Consider the following 16,874-nt stretch of genomic DNA (forward strand, 5'->3'; position numbering starts at 1 on the left):
AATGAGGGGGATTCCTTATGCATAGAATGAAACTTTCTTTTGTTTGTGAATAAAGGGAAGGGAAATCCGTATAATAGCTCGTTTTTGTATAGATAACAGTTATAACAACGGAGAATAGGAGGAAGGCCTTTCGTGTTTTTAAAAAGATTAGAAATAGCAGGATTTAAGTCGTTTGCTGAGCGCGTATCTGTTGATTTTGTCCCAGGTGTAACTTCTGTAGTAGGACCTAATGGAAGTGGGAAAAGTAATATTACTGATGCGATTCGCTGGGTACTTGGTGAACAATCTGCAAAATCATTACGTGGTGCAAAGATGGAGGATATTATTTTTGCGGGCAGTGATACGAGAAGAGCAGTTAATGTTGCTGAAGTAACATTAACTTTAAATAATGAAGATCAACGTTTACCGATTGAATATAATGAGGTGTGTGTAACACGTCGTGTATCTCGTTCTGGTGATAGTGATTTTTATATTAATAAACAATCATGTAGATTGAAAGATATTATCGATTTATTTATGGACTCTGGTATGGGAAGAGAAGCTTTTTCGATTATTAGCCAGGGGAAAGTTGAAGAGATTTTAAGTAGTAAATCGGAAGAACGTCGTGGTGTATTTGAAGAAGCCGCTGGAGTGCTGAAATACAAACTTCGTAAAAAGAAAGCTGAAGCAAAATTAGCAGATACACAAGAAAACTTAAATCGTGTACAAGATATCATTCACGAATTAAGTAGTCAAGTAGAACCTTTAGAAAGACAAGCTTCTATTGCGAAAGATTATCTTGAGAAAAAAGAAGAATTAGAGAAAGTAGAAGCGGCGCTTATTGTACATGAAATTGAAGAATTACATGAGAAATGGGAAGCGCTTCGAAATCAGTTTGGACATAATAAAAACGAAGAAGCTAAAATGTCAACGCATTTACAAAAAGGTGAAGAAGAGCTAGAGGAATTACGAGGACAATTACAAGCAGTAGATGAGTCGGTAGATTCCTTACAAGAAGTACTTCTTCTTTCTAGTAAAGAGCTAGAAAAGTTAGAAGGACAGCGTGAGTTATTAAAAGAGAGAAAACAAAATGCAACGACGCATTGTGCGCAACTCGAGCAGTTAATTGTTGAATTAACAGAGAAAGCTACAAGTTATGATGGTGAAATTGAATCCAGTACAGAAGTGTTGATGCAATTTGTAAATCAAGTAAAAGAGTTGGAAACGAAATTGCATGATAATGAGTTACTGCTTGCAACTTTTGCTGACAATTTAGAGGAACAAATTGAGAATTTAAAAGGTGACTATATTGAACTTTTAAATCAACAAGCTAGTCATCGCAATGAGTTGTCTATGATTGAAGAACAATCTAAACAACAAAACTCTAAAAATGAACGCCTTGATGAAGAAAATGCGAAATATGTAGAAATGCGTATGGAAATTACCGCGAAAAAGACTAAGCTTGTGGAAAGTTATGAACAAGTGAAAGAAAAAGTAGCTGGTATCCTTTCGAATATACAAAAGACAGAAGCGGCACTTGGGAAATGCAAGACGCAGTATAGTGAAAATGAAACAAAACTGTATCAAGCGTATCAATTTGTACAACAGGCACGTTCTCGAAAAGAAATGCTAGAAGAGATGCAAGAAGATTACTCTGGTTTCTATCAAGGAGTACGTGAAGTATTAAAAGCTAGAGAAAATAAGCTGCAAGGTATCGAGGGTGCTGTCGCAGAACTGCTAACAGTACCGAAAGAATATGAAATTGCAATGGAAATTGCTCTAGGTGCAGCAATGCAGCATATTGTCGTACAAAAAGAAGAACATGCTCGTAATGCAATTGCGTTTTTAAAACAAAATAAGCATGGACGAGCAACGTTTTTACCGCAAGCTGTTATTAAAAGTAGATCGTTATCATTTGAACAATTACGTATTGTAAATCAACACCCATCGTTTGTAGGTGTGGCGGCAGAACTTGTGCAATATAATAATAAATATGAAAATGTAGTTTCGAATTTATTAGGTACTGTTATTGTTGCAAAAGATTTACGCGGGGCAAATGAGTTAGCGAAACAACTGCAATACCGTTATCGCATTGTAACAATCGAAGGTGATGTAGTGAACCCTGGTGGTTCTATGACAGGTGGAGCGGTAAAACAGGCGAAATCTTCTTTATTAGGACGTCAACGTGAACTAGAAGAGTGGACGAGCAAGTTAACTGATATGGAAGAGAAAACAACGAAGTTAGAAAACTTTGTTAAAGCAGTAAAGCAAGAGATTCAAGAAAGAGAAGTGCAAATACGCGAACTAAGGCAAAGTGTAGAAGTAGAGCGTGTAGATGAACAGAAATTAAGAGAAGAAATTAATCGTTTAGAATTAGAAGAACATCGTATTAATGATCGTTTATCTATTTACGATTTAGAGATTGAAGGATTCTTACAAGATCAAGTGAAGATACAAGGGCGTAAAGAAGAGCTAGAAAAGATTTTAGCGACTCTTCAAGCTGAGATTACGGGATTAGATAGCAAAATTGTCGCTTTAACAAAACAAAAAAGTGAGCAGCATTCTTCTAAAGAAAAAGTTCAAAAAGAAATGACTGAGTTAAAAGTGCTGGCGGCTGAAAAGCAACAACGCTTATCTAATCAAAAAGAAAAAGTTGAACGATTGACTAAGGAAAAAGAAGAAACGGATGCAACGCTTGTCAAAACGAAAGAGGATTTAGCATTCTTAAAACAAGAAATGACATCGAATTCAAGTGGTGAAGAACAAATTACGAATATGATTGAGAAGAAAGCATATGATCGTAATCAAACTTCAGAGTTAATTCGCTCTCGTCGTGAACAACGCTTATCGTTACAAGAAAGAGTAGAACAGTTAGAGCGTAATCTGAAAGAAACAACAGGTAAGCATAAATACATTCTTGAGATGTTGAAAGATCAAGAAGTAAAAATAAACCGACTTGATGTAGAGTTAGAAAATAGATTACAACATTTACGTGAAACATATACAATTTCATTTGAAGCAGCAAAACTGAAGTATACAATGATAATGCCTGCCGAGGATGCACGTAAAAAGGTGAAACTAATTAAACTATCCATCGAAGAGCTAGGCACAGTAAACTTAGGGGCAATTGAAGAGTATGAGCGTGTAGCAGAGCGTCATACATTCTTACTAGAGCAAAAAGATGACCTAGAAGAAGCGAAAACGACATTACACCAGCTTATTACTGAAATGGATGAAGAAATGAAAAAACGCTTTTCTACTACGTTTGAAGGAATCCGAATGGAGTTTCAATCAGTATTCTCTGAATTATTTGGAGGCGGTAGAGCGGATTTAGTCATGACGAATCCAGAGGACTTATTAAATACGGGTATTGATATTGTAGCGCAACCGCCAGGGAAGAAACTACAAAACTTAGGTTTACTTTCAGGTGGAGAGCGTGCTTTAACAGCAATTGCGCTGTTATTTGGTATTTTAAAAGTGCGTCCAGTTCCATTCTGTGTACTAGATGAGGTAGAGGCGGCTCTTGATGAGGCGAATGTTGCCCGTTTTGCACAGTATTTAAAGAAATTTAGTGATGAGACACAGTTTATTGTCATTACACATAGAAAAGGTACAATGGAAGAGTCTGACGTATTGTACGGTGTAACAATGCAAGAGTCAGGGGTATCTAAACTTGTTTCGGTTCGTTTAGATGATGGAGAAGAACTAGTGGCAAGTAATTAGGAAGGATGGGACAGTATGAGCTTTTTTAAAAAATTAAAAGAAAAAATTTCAAAACAAACAGATACGGTAACAGAGAAATTTAAACAAGGGTTAGAAAAGACGAGGAATTCGTTTGCAGATAAAGTAAATGATTTAGTTTATCGTTATCGTAAAGTAGATGAAGATTTCTTTGAGGAACTAGAAGAAATTTTAATCGGTGCAGATGTCGGAGTTTCGACGGTAATGGAATTAATTGATCAATTGAAAGAAGAAGTGCAACGTCGTAACATCCAAGATCCAAAAGAAGTACAAGCTGTTATTTCAGAAAAGTTAGTAGGAATTTACAAAGGTGACAGTGAATTTAGCAACGAAATTAATATGCAAGAGGATCAATTAACAGTTGTTTTATTTGTCGGTGTTAATGGCGTAGGAAAAACGACGACGATTGGTAAACTAGCACATAAATTCAAAACAGAAGGTAAGTCTGTCCTATTGGCAGCAGGAGATACATTCCGCGCGGGAGCGATTGAACAATTAGAAGTATGGGGCGATCGCGTTGGTGTAGAAGTGATTAAACAAGGATCAGGATCTGATCCAGCGGCGGTTATGTATGACGCTGTACAAGCTGCGAAAGCACGTAAAGTAGACGTATTACTATGTGACACAGCAGGGCGCTTACAAAATAAAGTAAACTTAATGAAAGAGTTAGAGAAAGTGAAGCGTGTAATTGAGCGTGAAGTACCGGGGGCTCCTCATGAAGTATTACTTGTTATTGATGCAACAACAGGACAAAACGGTTTAAGTCAAGCGAAAACATTCCGTGAAGCAACGAATGTTACTGGTATTGTTTTAACGAAGTTAGATGGAACTGCTAAAGGTGGTATTGTATTAGCGATTCGTAACGAAATGGATGTACCGGTGAAATTTGTTGGATTAGGGGAGCAAATGGATGACTTGCAGCAGTTTGATCCAGAACAATATGTGTATGGTTTATTTGCGAACTTAGTAGAAACAGAAGAAGTGTAAGTGAAAGAAGCGGTATTTTCCGCTTCTTTTTCTATAAAAAATATGTGATGTTAAGAAAAAAACTTGACACTCTTTTGTACTCCATGTAAACTAATTCATGTAAAGGGAAATCACTTAACAAAGGATGATCCAACATGCTCGAGAAAACAACGAGAATGAACTATTTATTTGATTTTTATCAATCGTTGTTAACGCAAAAACAAAGAAGTTATATGTCGCTTTATTATCTAGATGATTTATCTCTTGGTGAAATTGCGGAAGAATTTGATGTAAGTCGCCAAGCCGTGTATGATAACATTAAACGGACTGAAGCGATGCTTGAAGAATATGAAGATAAATTAGTATTACTTCAAAAGTTTCAAGAGCGACAGCGACTTGTTGCAAAGCTAAAACAGCTAATCAGCGAAGAAGAGCATGTGAATGAAGAAATGAAACAAGTTGTTGAAGCTATCGAAAAATTAGATTAGGAGGGCGGCAATATGGCATTTGAAGGATTAGCCGACCGACTTCAACAGACAATGCAAAAAATCCGCGGCAAAGGAAAAGTTTCTGAAGCCGATGTGAAAGAAATGATGAGAGAAGTTCGTCTAGCTCTTTTAGAAGCGGACGTTAACTTTAAAGTAGTAAAAGATTTTGTAAAGCGTGTGTCTGAACGTGCTGTCGGACAAGATGTAATGACAAGTTTGACACCTGGACAACAAGTAATTAAAGTCGTACAGGAAGAACTTACAGAACTTATGGGCGGAGAGCAAAGCAAAATTGCTGTTGCTAATAGGCCACCGACTGTTATAATGATGGTTGGTCTGCAAGGTGCGGGTAAAACAACGACGACAGGTAAGCTTGCGAATTTGCTTCGTAAAAAGCATAATCGTAAACCAATGCTTGTTGCAGCGGATATTTACCGTCCAGCAGCGATTAAACAGCTTGAAACATTAGGGAAGCAATTGGACATGCCTGTATTCTCTTTAGGAGATCAAGTAAGTCCTGTTGAAATTGCGAAACAAGCGATTGCAAAAGCAAAAGAAGATCATCACGATTATGTTTTAATCGATACAGCAGGTCGTCTGCATATTGATGAAGAACTAATGGATGAATTAGCGAAAGTGAAAGAAGTTGCGAAACCGGATGAAATTTTCCTTGTTGTCGATGCGATGACGGGTCAAGACGCGGTAAATGTTGCACAAAGTTTCCATGAACAGTTAGGTTTAACAGGTGTTGTATTAACGAAATTAGATGGTGATACGCGCGGTGGTGCGGCATTATCTATTAAGGCTGTAACAAATACACCGATTAAATTTGCTGGTATGGGTGAAAAACTAGATGCGATTGAAGCGTTCCATCCAGAGCGTATGGCATCCCGTATTTTAGGGATGGGAGACGTCTTAACATTAATTGAAAAAGCGCAAGCTACAGTTGATGAAGAGAAAGCAAAAGAACTTGAGCAAAAAATGCGTACGCTTTCGTTTACGCTTGACGATTTCCTAGAACAACTTGGACAAGTGCGTCAACTTGGACCGCTTGATGAATTGTTAGGAATGCTTCCTGGTGCAAATAAAATTAAAGGGCTGAAAAATGCGCAAGTTGATGAAAAACAAATTGGGCATATTGAGGCAATTATTCGTTCTATGACTAAATTAGAGCGAGAACAACCGGAAATAATCAATGCTAGTCGCAAAAAGCGCATTGCCAAAGGTAGCGGTACAACGGTACAAGAGATCAATCGTTTAATCAAGCAATTTGATGATATGAAAAAGATGATGAAAACGATGACTGGCATGCAAAAAGGTAAGAAAAAAGGACTAGGTGGATTGAAGTTTCCATTCATGTAAGGAAAAAAGATGGCTCTGTTAAGAAAAAATACTTTACAAAGCAATAGTCTTTTTGCTAATATAATTATCTGTGTGAAATAAATTCGGAGGTGCTTTATAAATGGCAGTTAAAATTCGTTTAAAACGTATGGGAGCTAAAAAAACTCCTTTCTATCGTGTAGTTGTTGCAGATTCTCGTTCTCCTCGTGACGGACGTTTCATTGAGGAAATCGGTACTTACAATCCGGTTGCTCAACCAGCTGAAGTTAAGATCAACGAAGAAGCAGCATTAAAATGGTTAGGAAATGGTGCTAAACCATCTGATACAGTTCGTAACTTATTCTCTAACCAAGGTATCATGGAGAAATTCCACTTATCTAAACAAGGTAAGTAATTGAGGCAATGACTATGAAGAAGTTAGTCGAGACGATTGTCAAGCCTCTTGTCGATCATCCTGAAGATGTAAAAGTTACACAGGAACTTTACAACGGAGAGATAAAGTATCGATTAACTGTACATCCTGAGGATGTTGGAAAAGTCATTGGAAAGCAAGGGAGAGTTGCAAAAGCAATTCGAATGCTCTTGTATTCAGTGGGACATCATAATGATGAAAAAGTAACACTGGAAATTCAATAAACGTAAAAAGGGCGAGGAGTTATTTCCTCTCCCTTTTTTAACATTTAAAGAGAAGTTGCATGTTCCATATATGAAATGGAAATGCTTAATTTATATAGAAACCAGGGGTGACATACTATTTATGACAAAGTGGTTTAACGTAGGGAAAATTGTAAATACTCATGGCGTAAGAGGAGAAATTCGTGTTATTTCTCGTACTGATTTTCCAGAAGAGCGATATAAAGTAGGAAACACATTATACATAAGTAATGAGAAAAGTACAGACTACCTTCCGGTGAAGGTAACTTCTCATCGTCAACATAAGACATTTGATTTATTAACATTTGAAGGATACAACAATGTAGATGAAGCAGAGAAATTTAAAGGTTCTTTAATAAAAGTACCAGAAGAGCAGTTAGGTGAACTAGCTGAAGGCGAATACTACTACCATGAAATTATTGGTTGCAGTGTTGTAACGGAAGAAGGAGAAGCGTTAGGAACAATAAAAGAAATTTTATCTCCTGGTGCAAATGATGTTTGGGTAATTAAACGTCCAAAAGGTCAAGATCTATTAATTCCTTATATTGATGATGTTGTACTTCAAGTTAACATTGAGAATAAATTAGTAACCATTCATGTAATGGAAGGATTGCTATAATGAAAATTGACATTTTAACATTGTTTCCAGATATGTTTACGGGTGTGTTTGGATCTTCAATTTTAAAGAAAGCACAAGAAAAAGAAGCGGTAGAGCTTCGTGTTGTCAATTTCCGCGATTATACAACGAGTAAGCATAATAGCGTAGATGATTATCCGTATGGTGGTGGAGCTGGGATGGTATTAACCCCTCAGCCTATCTTTGATGCAGTGGAAGAGTTAACGAAGGAAACAGACCGTAAACCGAGAGTTGTTTTAATGTGTCCACAAGGAGAGCGTTTTACGCAGAAGAAGGCAGAAGAGCTTGCTGAAGAAGAGCATGTTATTTTTGTGTGTGGTCATTATGAAGGGTACGATGAACGAATTCGTGAGCATCTCGTAACAGATGAGATTTCTATTGGTGACTACGTATTAACCGGCGGAGAGTTAGCCTCTATGGTTATTACTGATAGTGTCGTGCGTCTTCTGCCAGGAGTGTTAGGAAATCATGCTTCACAAGTTGAGGATTCGTTTAGTACAGGTCTATTAGAACATCCTCATTATACACGTCCAGCTGACTTTCGTGGTATGAAGGTACCGAATGTATTAATGTCAGGAAATCATAAAAATATTGATGAATGGCGACACAAAGAATCACTACGTCGTACGTACACGCGTAGACCGGATTTACTGGAAGAACGAGAATTATCTAAGCAAGAAGTGAAATGGCTAGAACAGATTAAAGAAGACAAGTAAGGGCTAGATATATTTTCTATTGCAACAGTCCTAGCAATATGCTATTATAACACTTGTGCTACTGAAATCAGTGGCCGTATTAACGATGTTCCGCTGTAATTTATTAAGACTTTATAAGAGCATCTGTTTAAAGGAGAGAATTTAATATGCAACAATTAATCGCAGAAATTACTCAAGGCCAATTAAAAACTGACCTTCCTTCATTCCGTCCTGGAGACACTTTACGTGTACACGTAAAAGTAGTTGAGGGAACTCGTGAAAGAATTCAGCTTTTCGAAGGTGTTGTAATTAAACGTCGTGGTGGCGGAATCAGTGAAACATTCACAGTTCGTAAGATTTCTTACGGTGTAGGTGTTGAGCGTACATTCCCAGTTCACACGCCAAGAATCGCGAAACTTGAAGTACTTCGTCGTGGTAAAGTACGTCGTGCTAAGTTATACTACTTACGTAACCTTCGCGGTAAAAAAGCACGTATTAAAGAAATTCGATAAGACATGTATGGGAGCTTGTAAATGCACAAGCTCCCTTTTTCCAATCTATATAAAATTTTGATATAATACGAGCAGCTTACATAATCGTGGAGGGGAAATGCATGAAGAAAGAAAAGAGTTCACTTTGGGAATGGATCAAGGCAATTTTGATTGCTGTTGTATTAGCGGGTGTTATTAGACAGTTTTTCTTTGCGCCAATTCTCGTAGATGGAGTGTCGATGGCGTCTACTTTACATGATCGCGATCGAATGATTGTCAATAAAATTGGTTATCACATAGGAGATCCGAAACGATTTGATATTATCGTATTCCGAGCAACGGAAGATAAGGATTATATTAAGCGCATTATCGGCCTGCCAGGCGATGAAATAGAGTATCGTAATGATAAACTATATGTTAACGGAGAGGCTTATGAGGAGCCGTATTTAGACAAGCAGAAAAAACAAATTGCTGACGGACCGCTTACATATGATTTTACTCTTGAAGAAATGACAGGGAAGAAAACTGTTCCAGAAGGTCAATTATTTGTTTTAGGCGATAATCGTCGTTTTAGTAAAGATAGTCGCTCGATTGGTACAATTTCAATGGACCAAGTGATTGGAAAAGCAAATATACTATATTGGCCGTTAAAAGATGCTCGTATTGTGAAATAAAAGAAAAAGAAGGTGGCAACATGGTAATTCAATGGTTCCCGGGACATATGGCAAAGGCTAGACGCCAAGTAACAGAAAAATTAAAGTTAATTGATGTTGTAATTGAGCTTGTAGATGCTCGATTACCTTTATCTTCTCGAAATCCAATGATCGATGAGATCATTACACATAAACCGAGGCTTGTTGTTTTAAATAAAGCGGATATGGCAGATGATCGTTTAACAAAGCAATGGATCGCATATTTTAAAGAAAAAGACCAAATGGCAATTTCAATTAACGCACAAGCTGGACAAGGTATGAAGGAAATTGCAGCGGCTTGTAAAGTGTTGGTGAAAGAAAAATTTGATAAAATGGCTGCAAAAGGTATTAGACCGAGAGCGATTCGTGCATTAATTGTAGGTATACCGAATGTTGGTAAATCTACGTTAATTAATAAGTTAGCGAAGAAAAATATCGCTAAAACAGGAGATCGCCCTGGTGTGACAACAGCTCAACAATGGATTAAAGTTGGGAAGGAAATGGAACTGTTAGATACACCTGGTATTTTATGGCCTAAATTTGAAGATCAATTAGTCGGTCTTCGTTTAGCGACAACGGGCGCAATTAAAGATTCAATTTTAAATTTACAAGATGTTGCTGTTTACGCACTACGTTTTATGGAGAAACATTATCCAGAACGTTTGAAAGAGCGATATAATTTAAATGAAATTCCAGAAGATATTGTAGAGTTATTCGATGCAATTGGAAAAAATAGAGGCTGTTTAATGGGCGGCGGAATGATTGATTATGATAAAACATCTGAGCTTGTACTTCGTGAGCTTCGCGGTGGAAAACTTGGAAAAATGACGTTTGAAACACCGGAAGAGTTTGCAGAGCAGACAGAAGATGTAGAAAAAATAGAAGAAGTATAAGACGTGCGTTAGTGCGTCTTTTCTTTTTTGTATATAAAGGGAGTGGCATGAATGCAAAAAGTGACTATTCAAGAAGCGGAACGTTTACTGCATGAAATAATGAGTGAAGAAGATGATCGCTTTCAACTATTAATGAAAGACGAACGAAAAGGGATACAAAAGCTCATTTTGAAGTGGCATAAACAAAAAGAGCTAGCGCAGAAAGAAAAAGAAAAGTTTTTCGAAATGTCTAGGTACGAGATTGCATTACGTGAAAAAGGGCTCAAACTTATCGCGGGTATAGATGAAGTAGGGCGTGGGCCACTAGCTGGGCCTGTCGTGACAGCAGCTGTTGTCCTTCCGGAAGATTTTTATATTCCAGGGTTAAATGACTCGAAAAAGCTGAGTGAGGCGAAGCGAGAGCGTTTTTATGATGAAATCAAAGCACAAGCAATTGCAATTGGAGTTGGAATTGTATCACCACAAATGATTGATGAGATAAATATTTATCAAGCGACGAAACAAGCGATGTTAGATGCTGTTGCGAATTTATCTTGTGCACCAGAATATTTATTAATTGATGCGATGAAACTTCCTACACCAATTCCGCAAACATCCATTATTAAAGGTGATGCGAAAAGTATTTCTATTTCAGCTGCATCCATTATTGCGAAGGTAACGAGAGATCGTATGATGAAAGAACTTGGAGAAAAGTATCCTGCATATGGATTTGAACAACATATGGGATATGGTACAAAACAACATTTAGAAGCGATTGAAGCGCATGGAGTATTAGAAGAACATCGGAAATCGTTTGCACCAATTAAAGATATGATTCAAAAATAAGCTGCGAATATGCAGCTTATTTTTTTATTTTGGTATATGAACATTACTATTTTCAAAAAAGAATAAAGCGATTTCAGTTTTCTGACACTTTATTGTAGACAGCGTGCCAATCATCTTATACAATGGCAATGTAATGTTTTTTAAACATTAAAAAACTTTTCGAGTAAAACAGGAAAACAGGGGAGGATGGGACCATGAATATCCATGAGTACCAAGGTAAGGCAGTCCTTAGAAGCTATGGGGTTAGCGTTCCGAACGGGAAGGTTGCATTTACAGTAGAAGAAGCTGTAGAAGCAGCGAAAGAATTAGGAACGGATGTATGTGTAGTAAAAGCACAAATTCACGCTGGTGGACGCGGCAAAGCTGGCGGAGTAAAAGTTGCAAAAAATTTAGATGAAGTTCGTACATATGCAGAGAGCATTTTAGGAACTACACTTGTGACACATCAAACAGGTCCTGAAGGTAAGGAAGTAAAACGCTTACTTATCGAAGAAGGTTGCGATATTAAAAAAGAATATTATGTTGGTCTAGTTTTAGATCGTGCAACTTCTCAAGTTGTTTTAATGGCATCTGAAGAAGGTGGAACAGAAATTGAAGAAGTAGCAGAACAAACACCTGAAAAAATCTTTAAAGAATATATTGATCCAGCAGTAGGCTTACAAGGCTTCCAAGCACGCCGAATCGCATTTAACATCAATATTCCAAAAGAGCTTGTAGGACAAGCTGTGAAGTTTATGATGGGCTTATACCGTGCGTTTATCGAAAAAGATTGCTCTATCGCGGAGATTAATCCACTTGTTACAACAGGTGACGGTAAAGTTATGGCATTAGATGCGAAATTAAACTTTGATTCTAATGCTTTATATCGCAATAAAGACATTTTAGAACTTCGTGATCTTGATGAAGAAGATTCAAAAGAAATTGAAGCTTCTAAATATGACTTAAACTACATTCCTTTAGATGGAAATATCGGTTGTATGGTTAATGGTGCAGGTTTAGCGATGGCAACAATGGATATCATTAAACATTACCATGGCGATCCAGCCAACTTCTTAGATGTTGGTGGCGGTGCAACGGCTGAAAAAGTTACAGAAGCATTCAAAATTATCCTTTCTGACAAAAATGTAAAAGGTATCTTCGTTAACATTTTTGGTGGCATTATGAAGTGTGATGTTATCGCAGAAGGTGTTATTGAAGCGACGAAACAAGTAGGTCTTGAATTGCCTTTAGTTGTACGTCTTGAAGGTACAAACGTAGAGTTAGGTAAGAAGATTTTAAATGAGTCTGGCTTAAATATTGTTGCAGCAGAATCTATGGCAGACGGTGCACAAAAAATTGTTTCACTAGTGGGCTAATAGAAAGCGGGGGAGAAAAATGAGCGTATTAGTTAATAAAGATACAAAAGTTATTGTTCAAGGTATTACAGGTTCTCAAGGATTATTCCACACAAAACAAATGATTGAATACGGTACGAAAATTGTCGGTGGTGTAACGCCAGGTAAAGGTGGCACTGATATTGAAGGTGTACCAGTATTTGATACTGTAGAAGATGCAGTGAAAGCAACAGGCGCAAATGCTTCAGTTGTATACGTTCCACCCGCTTTTGCGGCTGATGCAATTATGGAAGCAGTTGATGCAGAAATCGATTTAGTAGTATGTATTACTGAAGGAATTCCTGTATTAGATATGGTAAACGTAAAGAGATATATGGCAGGTAAACATACACGTTTACTTGGACCAAACTGTCCTGGTGTTATTACGCCTGATGAATGCAAAATTGGTATTATGCCAGGTTACATTCATAAAAAAGGCCATGTAGGTATCGTATCTCGCTCTGGTACATTAACGTATGAGGCTGTACATCAGTTAACACAAGAAGGTATTGGCCAATCTACTGCTGTAGGTATCGGTGGGGACCCAGTTAACGGTACGGACTTTATTGATGCGTTAAAAGCATTTAATGAAGATGAAGAAACGCATGCTGTAATTATGATTGGTGAAATCGGTGGTACAGCGGAAGAAGAGGCAGCTGAATGGGTGAAAGCTAATATGACAAAACCTGTTGTAGGCTTCATTGGTGGCCAAACAGCGCCTGCAGGCAAACGTATGGGCCATGCTGGTGCAATCATTTCTGGTGGTAAAGGAACTGCTGCTGAAAAGATTAAAACAATGGAAGCTTGTGGTATTAAAGTAGCGGAAACTCCAGCGGTTATGGGCGAAACGCTAATCTCTGTCTTAAAAGAAAAAGGTCTATTTGAGACTTGTAAAAACTACTAATCTGTTGAAAGACACCTTCTTGTTTGAAGGTGTCTTTTTACGTAATTCTTGTTTACATAATAAAAATTATGGGTAAGGAGAATTGATATGAAAAGAGAACGATTATTACACCTTCATTATTTTTTAGCAGATCATTGGAAGGCGATGGAAAGACTACTATATGTTGATCCTGAATTGAAGGGAATATACACTTTTAATGCAGCACAAATGGAATACTACACTGGAATATCCTCGAAAAAATCTTCAGAATTAGTACGTTTTCTTCAAAGTTCAAATCTTTCGCAATATATATCTTATTTAGAGAAAAATCAAATCTTTTATATGACTATCTGTGATGAAGATTATCCACAATTATTACGTGAAATACAAGATCCGCCCTTTGTGTTATATGGAAAAGGTGAGAAGGATTTTCTCAATAAGGCGAATAAATTAGCGGTTATTGGAACGAGAGAACCGACTTTATATGGGCATGAGAGTTTACAATTTATTTTACACCCATTATTAGAAAGAGAATGGCTTATTGTCAGTGGGTTTGCAAGAGGGATAGATACAATGGCTCATGAAATTACAGTAAGACGGCATTGTCCGACTATTGCAATACTAGGACATGGATTATCGTATATGTATCCAAAAGAGAATAGACATTTATATGAAACATGGAATGAATATATATTGTTATTAACAGAGTATCCGCTGCACTATGCACCGAAAAAATGGTATTTTCCAAAAAGGAACCGAATCATTAGTGGTATAAGTAAAGGTGTTTTAGTTGTAGAAGCGAAATCAAGAAGTGGAACACTTATTACTGCGGACCTTGCTTTAGAGCAAAATAGAGAGGTATTTGCACTTCCTGGACCTATATTTATAGATAGTGCATCAGGAACGAATCATCTAATTCAACAAGGAGCAAAACTAGTAAGAAATGCAGAAGATATCTTGGAAGAGATTTTAAATTAACCTTATATTTTCATGTTTTTATTAAACAATTATTGACAAATGGTAGAAAGGCACTGTATGGTATATTCATTCTTGATTGACAAAAACAAGAGAAATCAATAAGATTGATGAAGACTTGAATCCACCTCTTAAGGAGGCACTAGCATGTCAGATTACCTCGTAATCGTGGAGTCGCCTTCTAAGGCGAAGACCATTGAGAAATATTTAGGGAAAAAATACAAAGTTGTCGCGTCTATGGGACACGTTCGCGATTTACCTAAAAGCCAAATGGGGATAGAAGTAAAGAACAACTTCACCCCGAAGTATATTACCATTCGTGGTAAAGGTCCCGTCTTAAAAGATTTAAAATCAGCGGCAAAAAAAGCAAAGAAAGTCTATCTCGCGGCCGATCCAGACCGCGAAGGGGAAGCAATTGCTTGGCATTTAGCCAATACGTTAAATGTGGACGTTGAATCAGATTGCCGAGTTGTGTTTAATGAGATTACAAAAGATGCAATAAAAGAATCATTTAAACATCCTCGTGCGATTAATATGGATTTAGTAGATGCACAACAAGCAAGACGTATACTAGATCGTCTTGTGGGTTACAATATTAGTCCTTTATTATGGAAGAAAGTAAAAAAAGGATTAAGTGCAGGACGCGTACAATCTGTAGCAGTTCGTTTAATTATCGAACGTGAAAAAGAAATTCAAATCTTTGAGCCTGAAGAATTCTGGACAATCAAGACAGAATTTGTGAAGGGGAAAGACACATTTGAAGCAAGTTTTTACGGTGTAGATGGTGAAAAAGTTCAATTAACGAATGAAACGCAAGTGAATGAAATAATTGAACAGATGAAAGATAATGCGTTTTCAGTTGAAAATGTAACGCGAAAAGAGCGAAAACGTAATCCTGCATTACCGTTTACAACATCTTCCTTGCAACAAGAGGCAGCTCGTAAGTTAAACATGCGAGCAAAGAAAACAATGATGCTCGCGCAGCAATTGTATGAAGGGATAGATCTTGGCAAGCAAGGAACTGTAGGTCTTATTACGTATATGAGAACTGACTCAACACGTATCTCAGAAACAGCTCAAACAGAGGCGCGTACTTACATTACTGAGGCGTTTGGTGCGGAATACATAGGAACAGAAAAGAAGAAAGAAACGAAAAAGTCGAACGCACAAGATGCGCATGAGGCAATTCGTCCTACTTCGGTAATGAGAAGGCCAGAGGAACTAAAGAGTTTCTTAAGTCGTGATCAACTTCGGTTGTATAAACTGATTTGGGAGCGATTTGTTGCAAGTCAAATGGCGTCTGCTATAATGGATACTGTGACAGCTAGACTCATTAATAACAATGTTCAGTTCCGTGCAAGTGGATCGGTTGTAAAGTTTCCAGGATTTATGAAAGTGTATGTAGAGTCGAAAGATGACGGGGCTGAAGAAAAGGATAAAATGTTGCCACCTTTAGAAGTAGGGGAAACGGTATTTTCGAAGGATTTAGAACCGAAGCAACACTTTACACAACCTCCGCCGCGCTATACAGAGGCTCGTCTAGTAAGAACACTTGAAGAGCTTGGAATTGGAAGACCATCGACTTACGTACCGACACTTGAAACGATTCAAAAACGTGGATACGTAGGTTTGGATAATAAACGCTTTGTTCCAACTGAACTTGGTGAAATAGTAATTGAACTTATTTTAGAGTTTTTCCCAGAAATTATTAACATTGAATTTACTGCTAACATGGAGCAAAGTCTTGATGAAGTAGAAGAAGGAAATGCGAATTGGGTAAAAATTGTTGATGATTTCTACGTAGGCTTTGAACCGCGTTTAGAAAAAGCGGAAAAAGAAATGCGTGAAGTGGAAATTAAAGATGAACCAGCTGGGGAAGACTGTGAATTGTGTGATCACCCAATGGTCTTTAAAATGGGTAAATACGGGAAATTTATGGCTTGTTCGAATTTCCCAGATTGTCGTAATACAAAACCGATTGTGAAAGAAATCGGTGTTACTTGTCCGAAGTGTGATAAAGGTCAAATTATTGAACGCCGTAGTAATAAAAAGAAACGTCTTTTCTATGGATGCGGTACGTATCCAGAGTGTGACTTTGTATCTTGGGATAAACCAATTGGTCGTAAATGTCCGAAGTGCGAAGGTATGCTTGTAGAGAAGAAGTTGAAAAAAGGCGTGCAAGTACAATGTATTTCGTGTGATTATGAAGAAGAACAACAAATGTGAGCGTAACTGCTCACA

16 protein-coding genes are annotated in these 16,874 nt (G+C 37.4%); all 16 read left to right on the forward strand.

Annotated elements, in window-relative coordinates:
• Positions 1-132: 132 nt before the first annotated feature.
• The 16 genes from smc to topA all read left to right on the forward strand — a co-directional run bounded on the left by smc (position 133) and on the right by topA (position 16,859).
• Positions 133-3,702, forward strand: a complete 3,570-nt coding sequence (smc, locus tag BAQ44_RS07545; RefSeq protein WP_071721385.1) for a chromosome segregation protein SMC — start codon at positions 133-135, stop codon at positions 3,700-3,702.
• Positions 3,703-3,717: 15 nt separating this feature from the next.
• A complete protein-coding gene (ftsY, locus tag BAQ44_RS07550) occupies positions 3,718-4,707 on the forward strand; it encodes a signal recognition particle-docking protein FtsY (protein ID WP_000007660.1) in 990 nt (329 codons plus the stop codon).
• A 134-nt stretch (positions 4,708-4,841) separates the two neighbouring features.
• A complete protein-coding gene (locus BAQ44_RS07555; RefSeq protein ID WP_000891061.1) occupies positions 4,842-5,174 on the forward strand; it encodes a putative DNA-binding protein in 333 nt (110 codons plus the stop codon).
• Between the two features lie 12 nt (positions 5,175-5,186).
• A complete protein-coding gene (gene ffh, locus BAQ44_RS07560; RefSeq protein ID WP_000863466.1) occupies positions 5,187-6,536 on the forward strand; it encodes a signal recognition particle protein in 1,350 nt (449 codons plus the stop codon).
• 100 nt (positions 6,537-6,636) lie between these two features.
• Complete coding sequence (gene rpsP, locus BAQ44_RS07565; RefSeq protein WP_000268750.1) at positions 6,637-6,909, forward strand: 30S ribosomal protein S16; 273 nt, start codon at positions 6,637-6,639, stop codon at positions 6,907-6,909.
• A 14-nt stretch (positions 6,910-6,923) separates the two neighbouring features.
• A complete protein-coding gene (locus BAQ44_RS07570; protein WP_000737399.1) occupies positions 6,924-7,151 on the forward strand; it encodes a KH domain-containing protein in 228 nt (75 codons plus the stop codon).
• A gap of 121 nt (positions 7,152-7,272) precedes the next feature.
• Positions 7,273-7,788, forward strand: a complete 516-nt coding sequence (gene rimM, locus BAQ44_RS07575) for a ribosome maturation factor RimM (protein ID WP_000170282.1) — start codon at positions 7,273-7,275, stop codon at positions 7,786-7,788.
• Entirely contained in the window at positions 7,788-8,522 is a 735-nt protein-coding gene (gene trmD, locus BAQ44_RS07580) for a tRNA (guanosine(37)-N1)-methyltransferase TrmD (protein ID WP_061678208.1), read from the forward strand. The genes rimM and trmD overlap by 1 nt, the downstream gene beginning before the upstream one ends.
• A gap of 146 nt (positions 8,523-8,668) precedes the next feature.
• Positions 8,669-9,013, forward strand: a complete 345-nt coding sequence (gene rplS / locus BAQ44_RS07585) for a 50S ribosomal protein L19 (protein ID WP_001186518.1) — start codon at positions 8,669-8,671, stop codon at positions 9,011-9,013.
• Between the two features lie 101 nt (positions 9,014-9,114).
• Complete coding sequence (gene lepB, locus BAQ44_RS07590) at positions 9,115-9,666, forward strand: signal peptidase I (protein ID WP_071721387.1); 552 nt, start codon at positions 9,115-9,117, stop codon at positions 9,664-9,666.
• 20 nt (positions 9,667-9,686) lie between these two features.
• Positions 9,687-10,577, forward strand: coding sequence for a ribosome biogenesis GTPase YlqF (ylqF, locus tag BAQ44_RS07595; RefSeq protein ID WP_000236692.1), 891 nt, complete (start codon positions 9,687-9,689; stop codon positions 10,575-10,577).
• Positions 10,578-10,628: 51 nt separating this feature from the next.
• The gene (locus BAQ44_RS07600) at positions 10,629-11,402 is read left to right on the forward strand and encodes a ribonuclease HII (protein WP_071721389.1); all 774 of its coding nucleotides are present in this window, start codon (positions 10,629-10,631) and stop codon (positions 11,400-11,402) included.
• 194 nt (positions 11,403-11,596) lie between these two features.
• Positions 11,597-12,757, forward strand: coding sequence for an ADP-forming succinate--CoA ligase subunit beta (gene sucC / locus BAQ44_RS07605; RefSeq protein ID WP_001020792.1), 1,161 nt, complete (start codon positions 11,597-11,599; stop codon positions 12,755-12,757).
• A gap of 19 nt (positions 12,758-12,776) precedes the next feature.
• Entirely contained in the window at positions 12,777-13,679 is a 903-nt protein-coding gene (sucD, locus tag BAQ44_RS07610; RefSeq protein WP_000115178.1) for a succinate--CoA ligase subunit alpha, read from the forward strand.
• An 87-nt stretch (positions 13,680-13,766) separates the two neighbouring features.
• Complete coding sequence (gene dprA, locus BAQ44_RS07615) at positions 13,767-14,636, forward strand: DNA-processing protein DprA (RefSeq protein WP_071721391.1); 870 nt, start codon at positions 13,767-13,769, stop codon at positions 14,634-14,636.
• Positions 14,637-14,780: 144 nt separating this feature from the next.
• Positions 14,781-16,859: a type I DNA topoisomerase gene (gene topA / locus BAQ44_RS07620; protein ID WP_001286953.1), complete on the forward strand. Its 2,079-nt coding sequence runs from the start codon at positions 14,781-14,783 to the stop codon at positions 16,857-16,859.
• Positions 16,860-16,874: the final 15 nt, after the last annotated feature.

Source organism: Bacillus mobilis, from assembly GCF_001884045.1.
Classification (GTDB): Bacteria; Bacillota; Bacilli; order Bacillales; family Bacillaceae_G; genus Bacillus_A; species Bacillus_A mobilis.

Excerpts from the sequence above, each read along its gene's own strand:
- ftsY (WP_000007660.1), top strand. The coding sequence starts at position 3,718 with ATGAGCTTTTTTAAAAAATTAAAAGAAAAAATTTCAAAACAAACAGAT.
- BAQ44_RS07555 (WP_000891061.1), top strand. The coding sequence starts at position 4,842 with ATGCTCGAGAAAACAACGAGAATGAACTATTTATTTGATTTTTATCAA.
- ffh (WP_000863466.1), top strand. The coding sequence starts at position 5,187 with ATGGCATTTGAAGGATTAGCCGACCGACTTCAACAGACAATGCAAAAA.
- rpsP (WP_000268750.1), top strand. The coding sequence starts at position 6,637 with ATGGCAGTTAAAATTCGTTTAAAACGTATGGGAGCTAAAAAAACTCCT.
- BAQ44_RS07570 (WP_000737399.1), top strand. The coding sequence starts at position 6,924 with ATGAAGAAGTTAGTCGAGACGATTGTCAAGCCTCTTGTCGATCATCCT.
- rimM (WP_000170282.1), top strand. The coding sequence starts at position 7,273 with ATGACAAAGTGGTTTAACGTAGGGAAAATTGTAAATACTCATGGCGTA.
- trmD (WP_061678208.1), top strand. The coding sequence starts at position 7,788 with ATGAAAATTGACATTTTAACATTGTTTCCAGATATGTTTACGGGTGTG.
- rplS (WP_001186518.1), top strand. The coding sequence starts at position 8,669 with ATGCAACAATTAATCGCAGAAATTACTCAAGGCCAATTAAAAACTGAC.
- lepB (WP_071721387.1), top strand. The coding sequence starts at position 9,115 with ATGAAGAAAGAAAAGAGTTCACTTTGGGAATGGATCAAGGCAATTTTG.
- ylqF (WP_000236692.1), top strand. The coding sequence starts at position 9,687 with ATGGTAATTCAATGGTTCCCGGGACATATGGCAAAGGCTAGACGCCAA.
- BAQ44_RS07600 (WP_071721389.1), top strand. The coding sequence starts at position 10,629 with ATGCAAAAAGTGACTATTCAAGAAGCGGAACGTTTACTGCATGAAATA.
- sucC (WP_001020792.1), top strand. The coding sequence starts at position 11,597 with ATGAATATCCATGAGTACCAAGGTAAGGCAGTCCTTAGAAGCTATGGG.
- sucD (WP_000115178.1), top strand. The coding sequence starts at position 12,777 with ATGAGCGTATTAGTTAATAAAGATACAAAAGTTATTGTTCAAGGTATT.
- dprA (WP_071721391.1), top strand. The coding sequence starts at position 13,767 with ATGAAAAGAGAACGATTATTACACCTTCATTATTTTTTAGCAGATCAT.
- topA (WP_001286953.1), top strand. The coding sequence starts at position 14,781 with ATGTCAGATTACCTCGTAATCGTGGAGTCGCCTTCTAAGGCGAAGACC.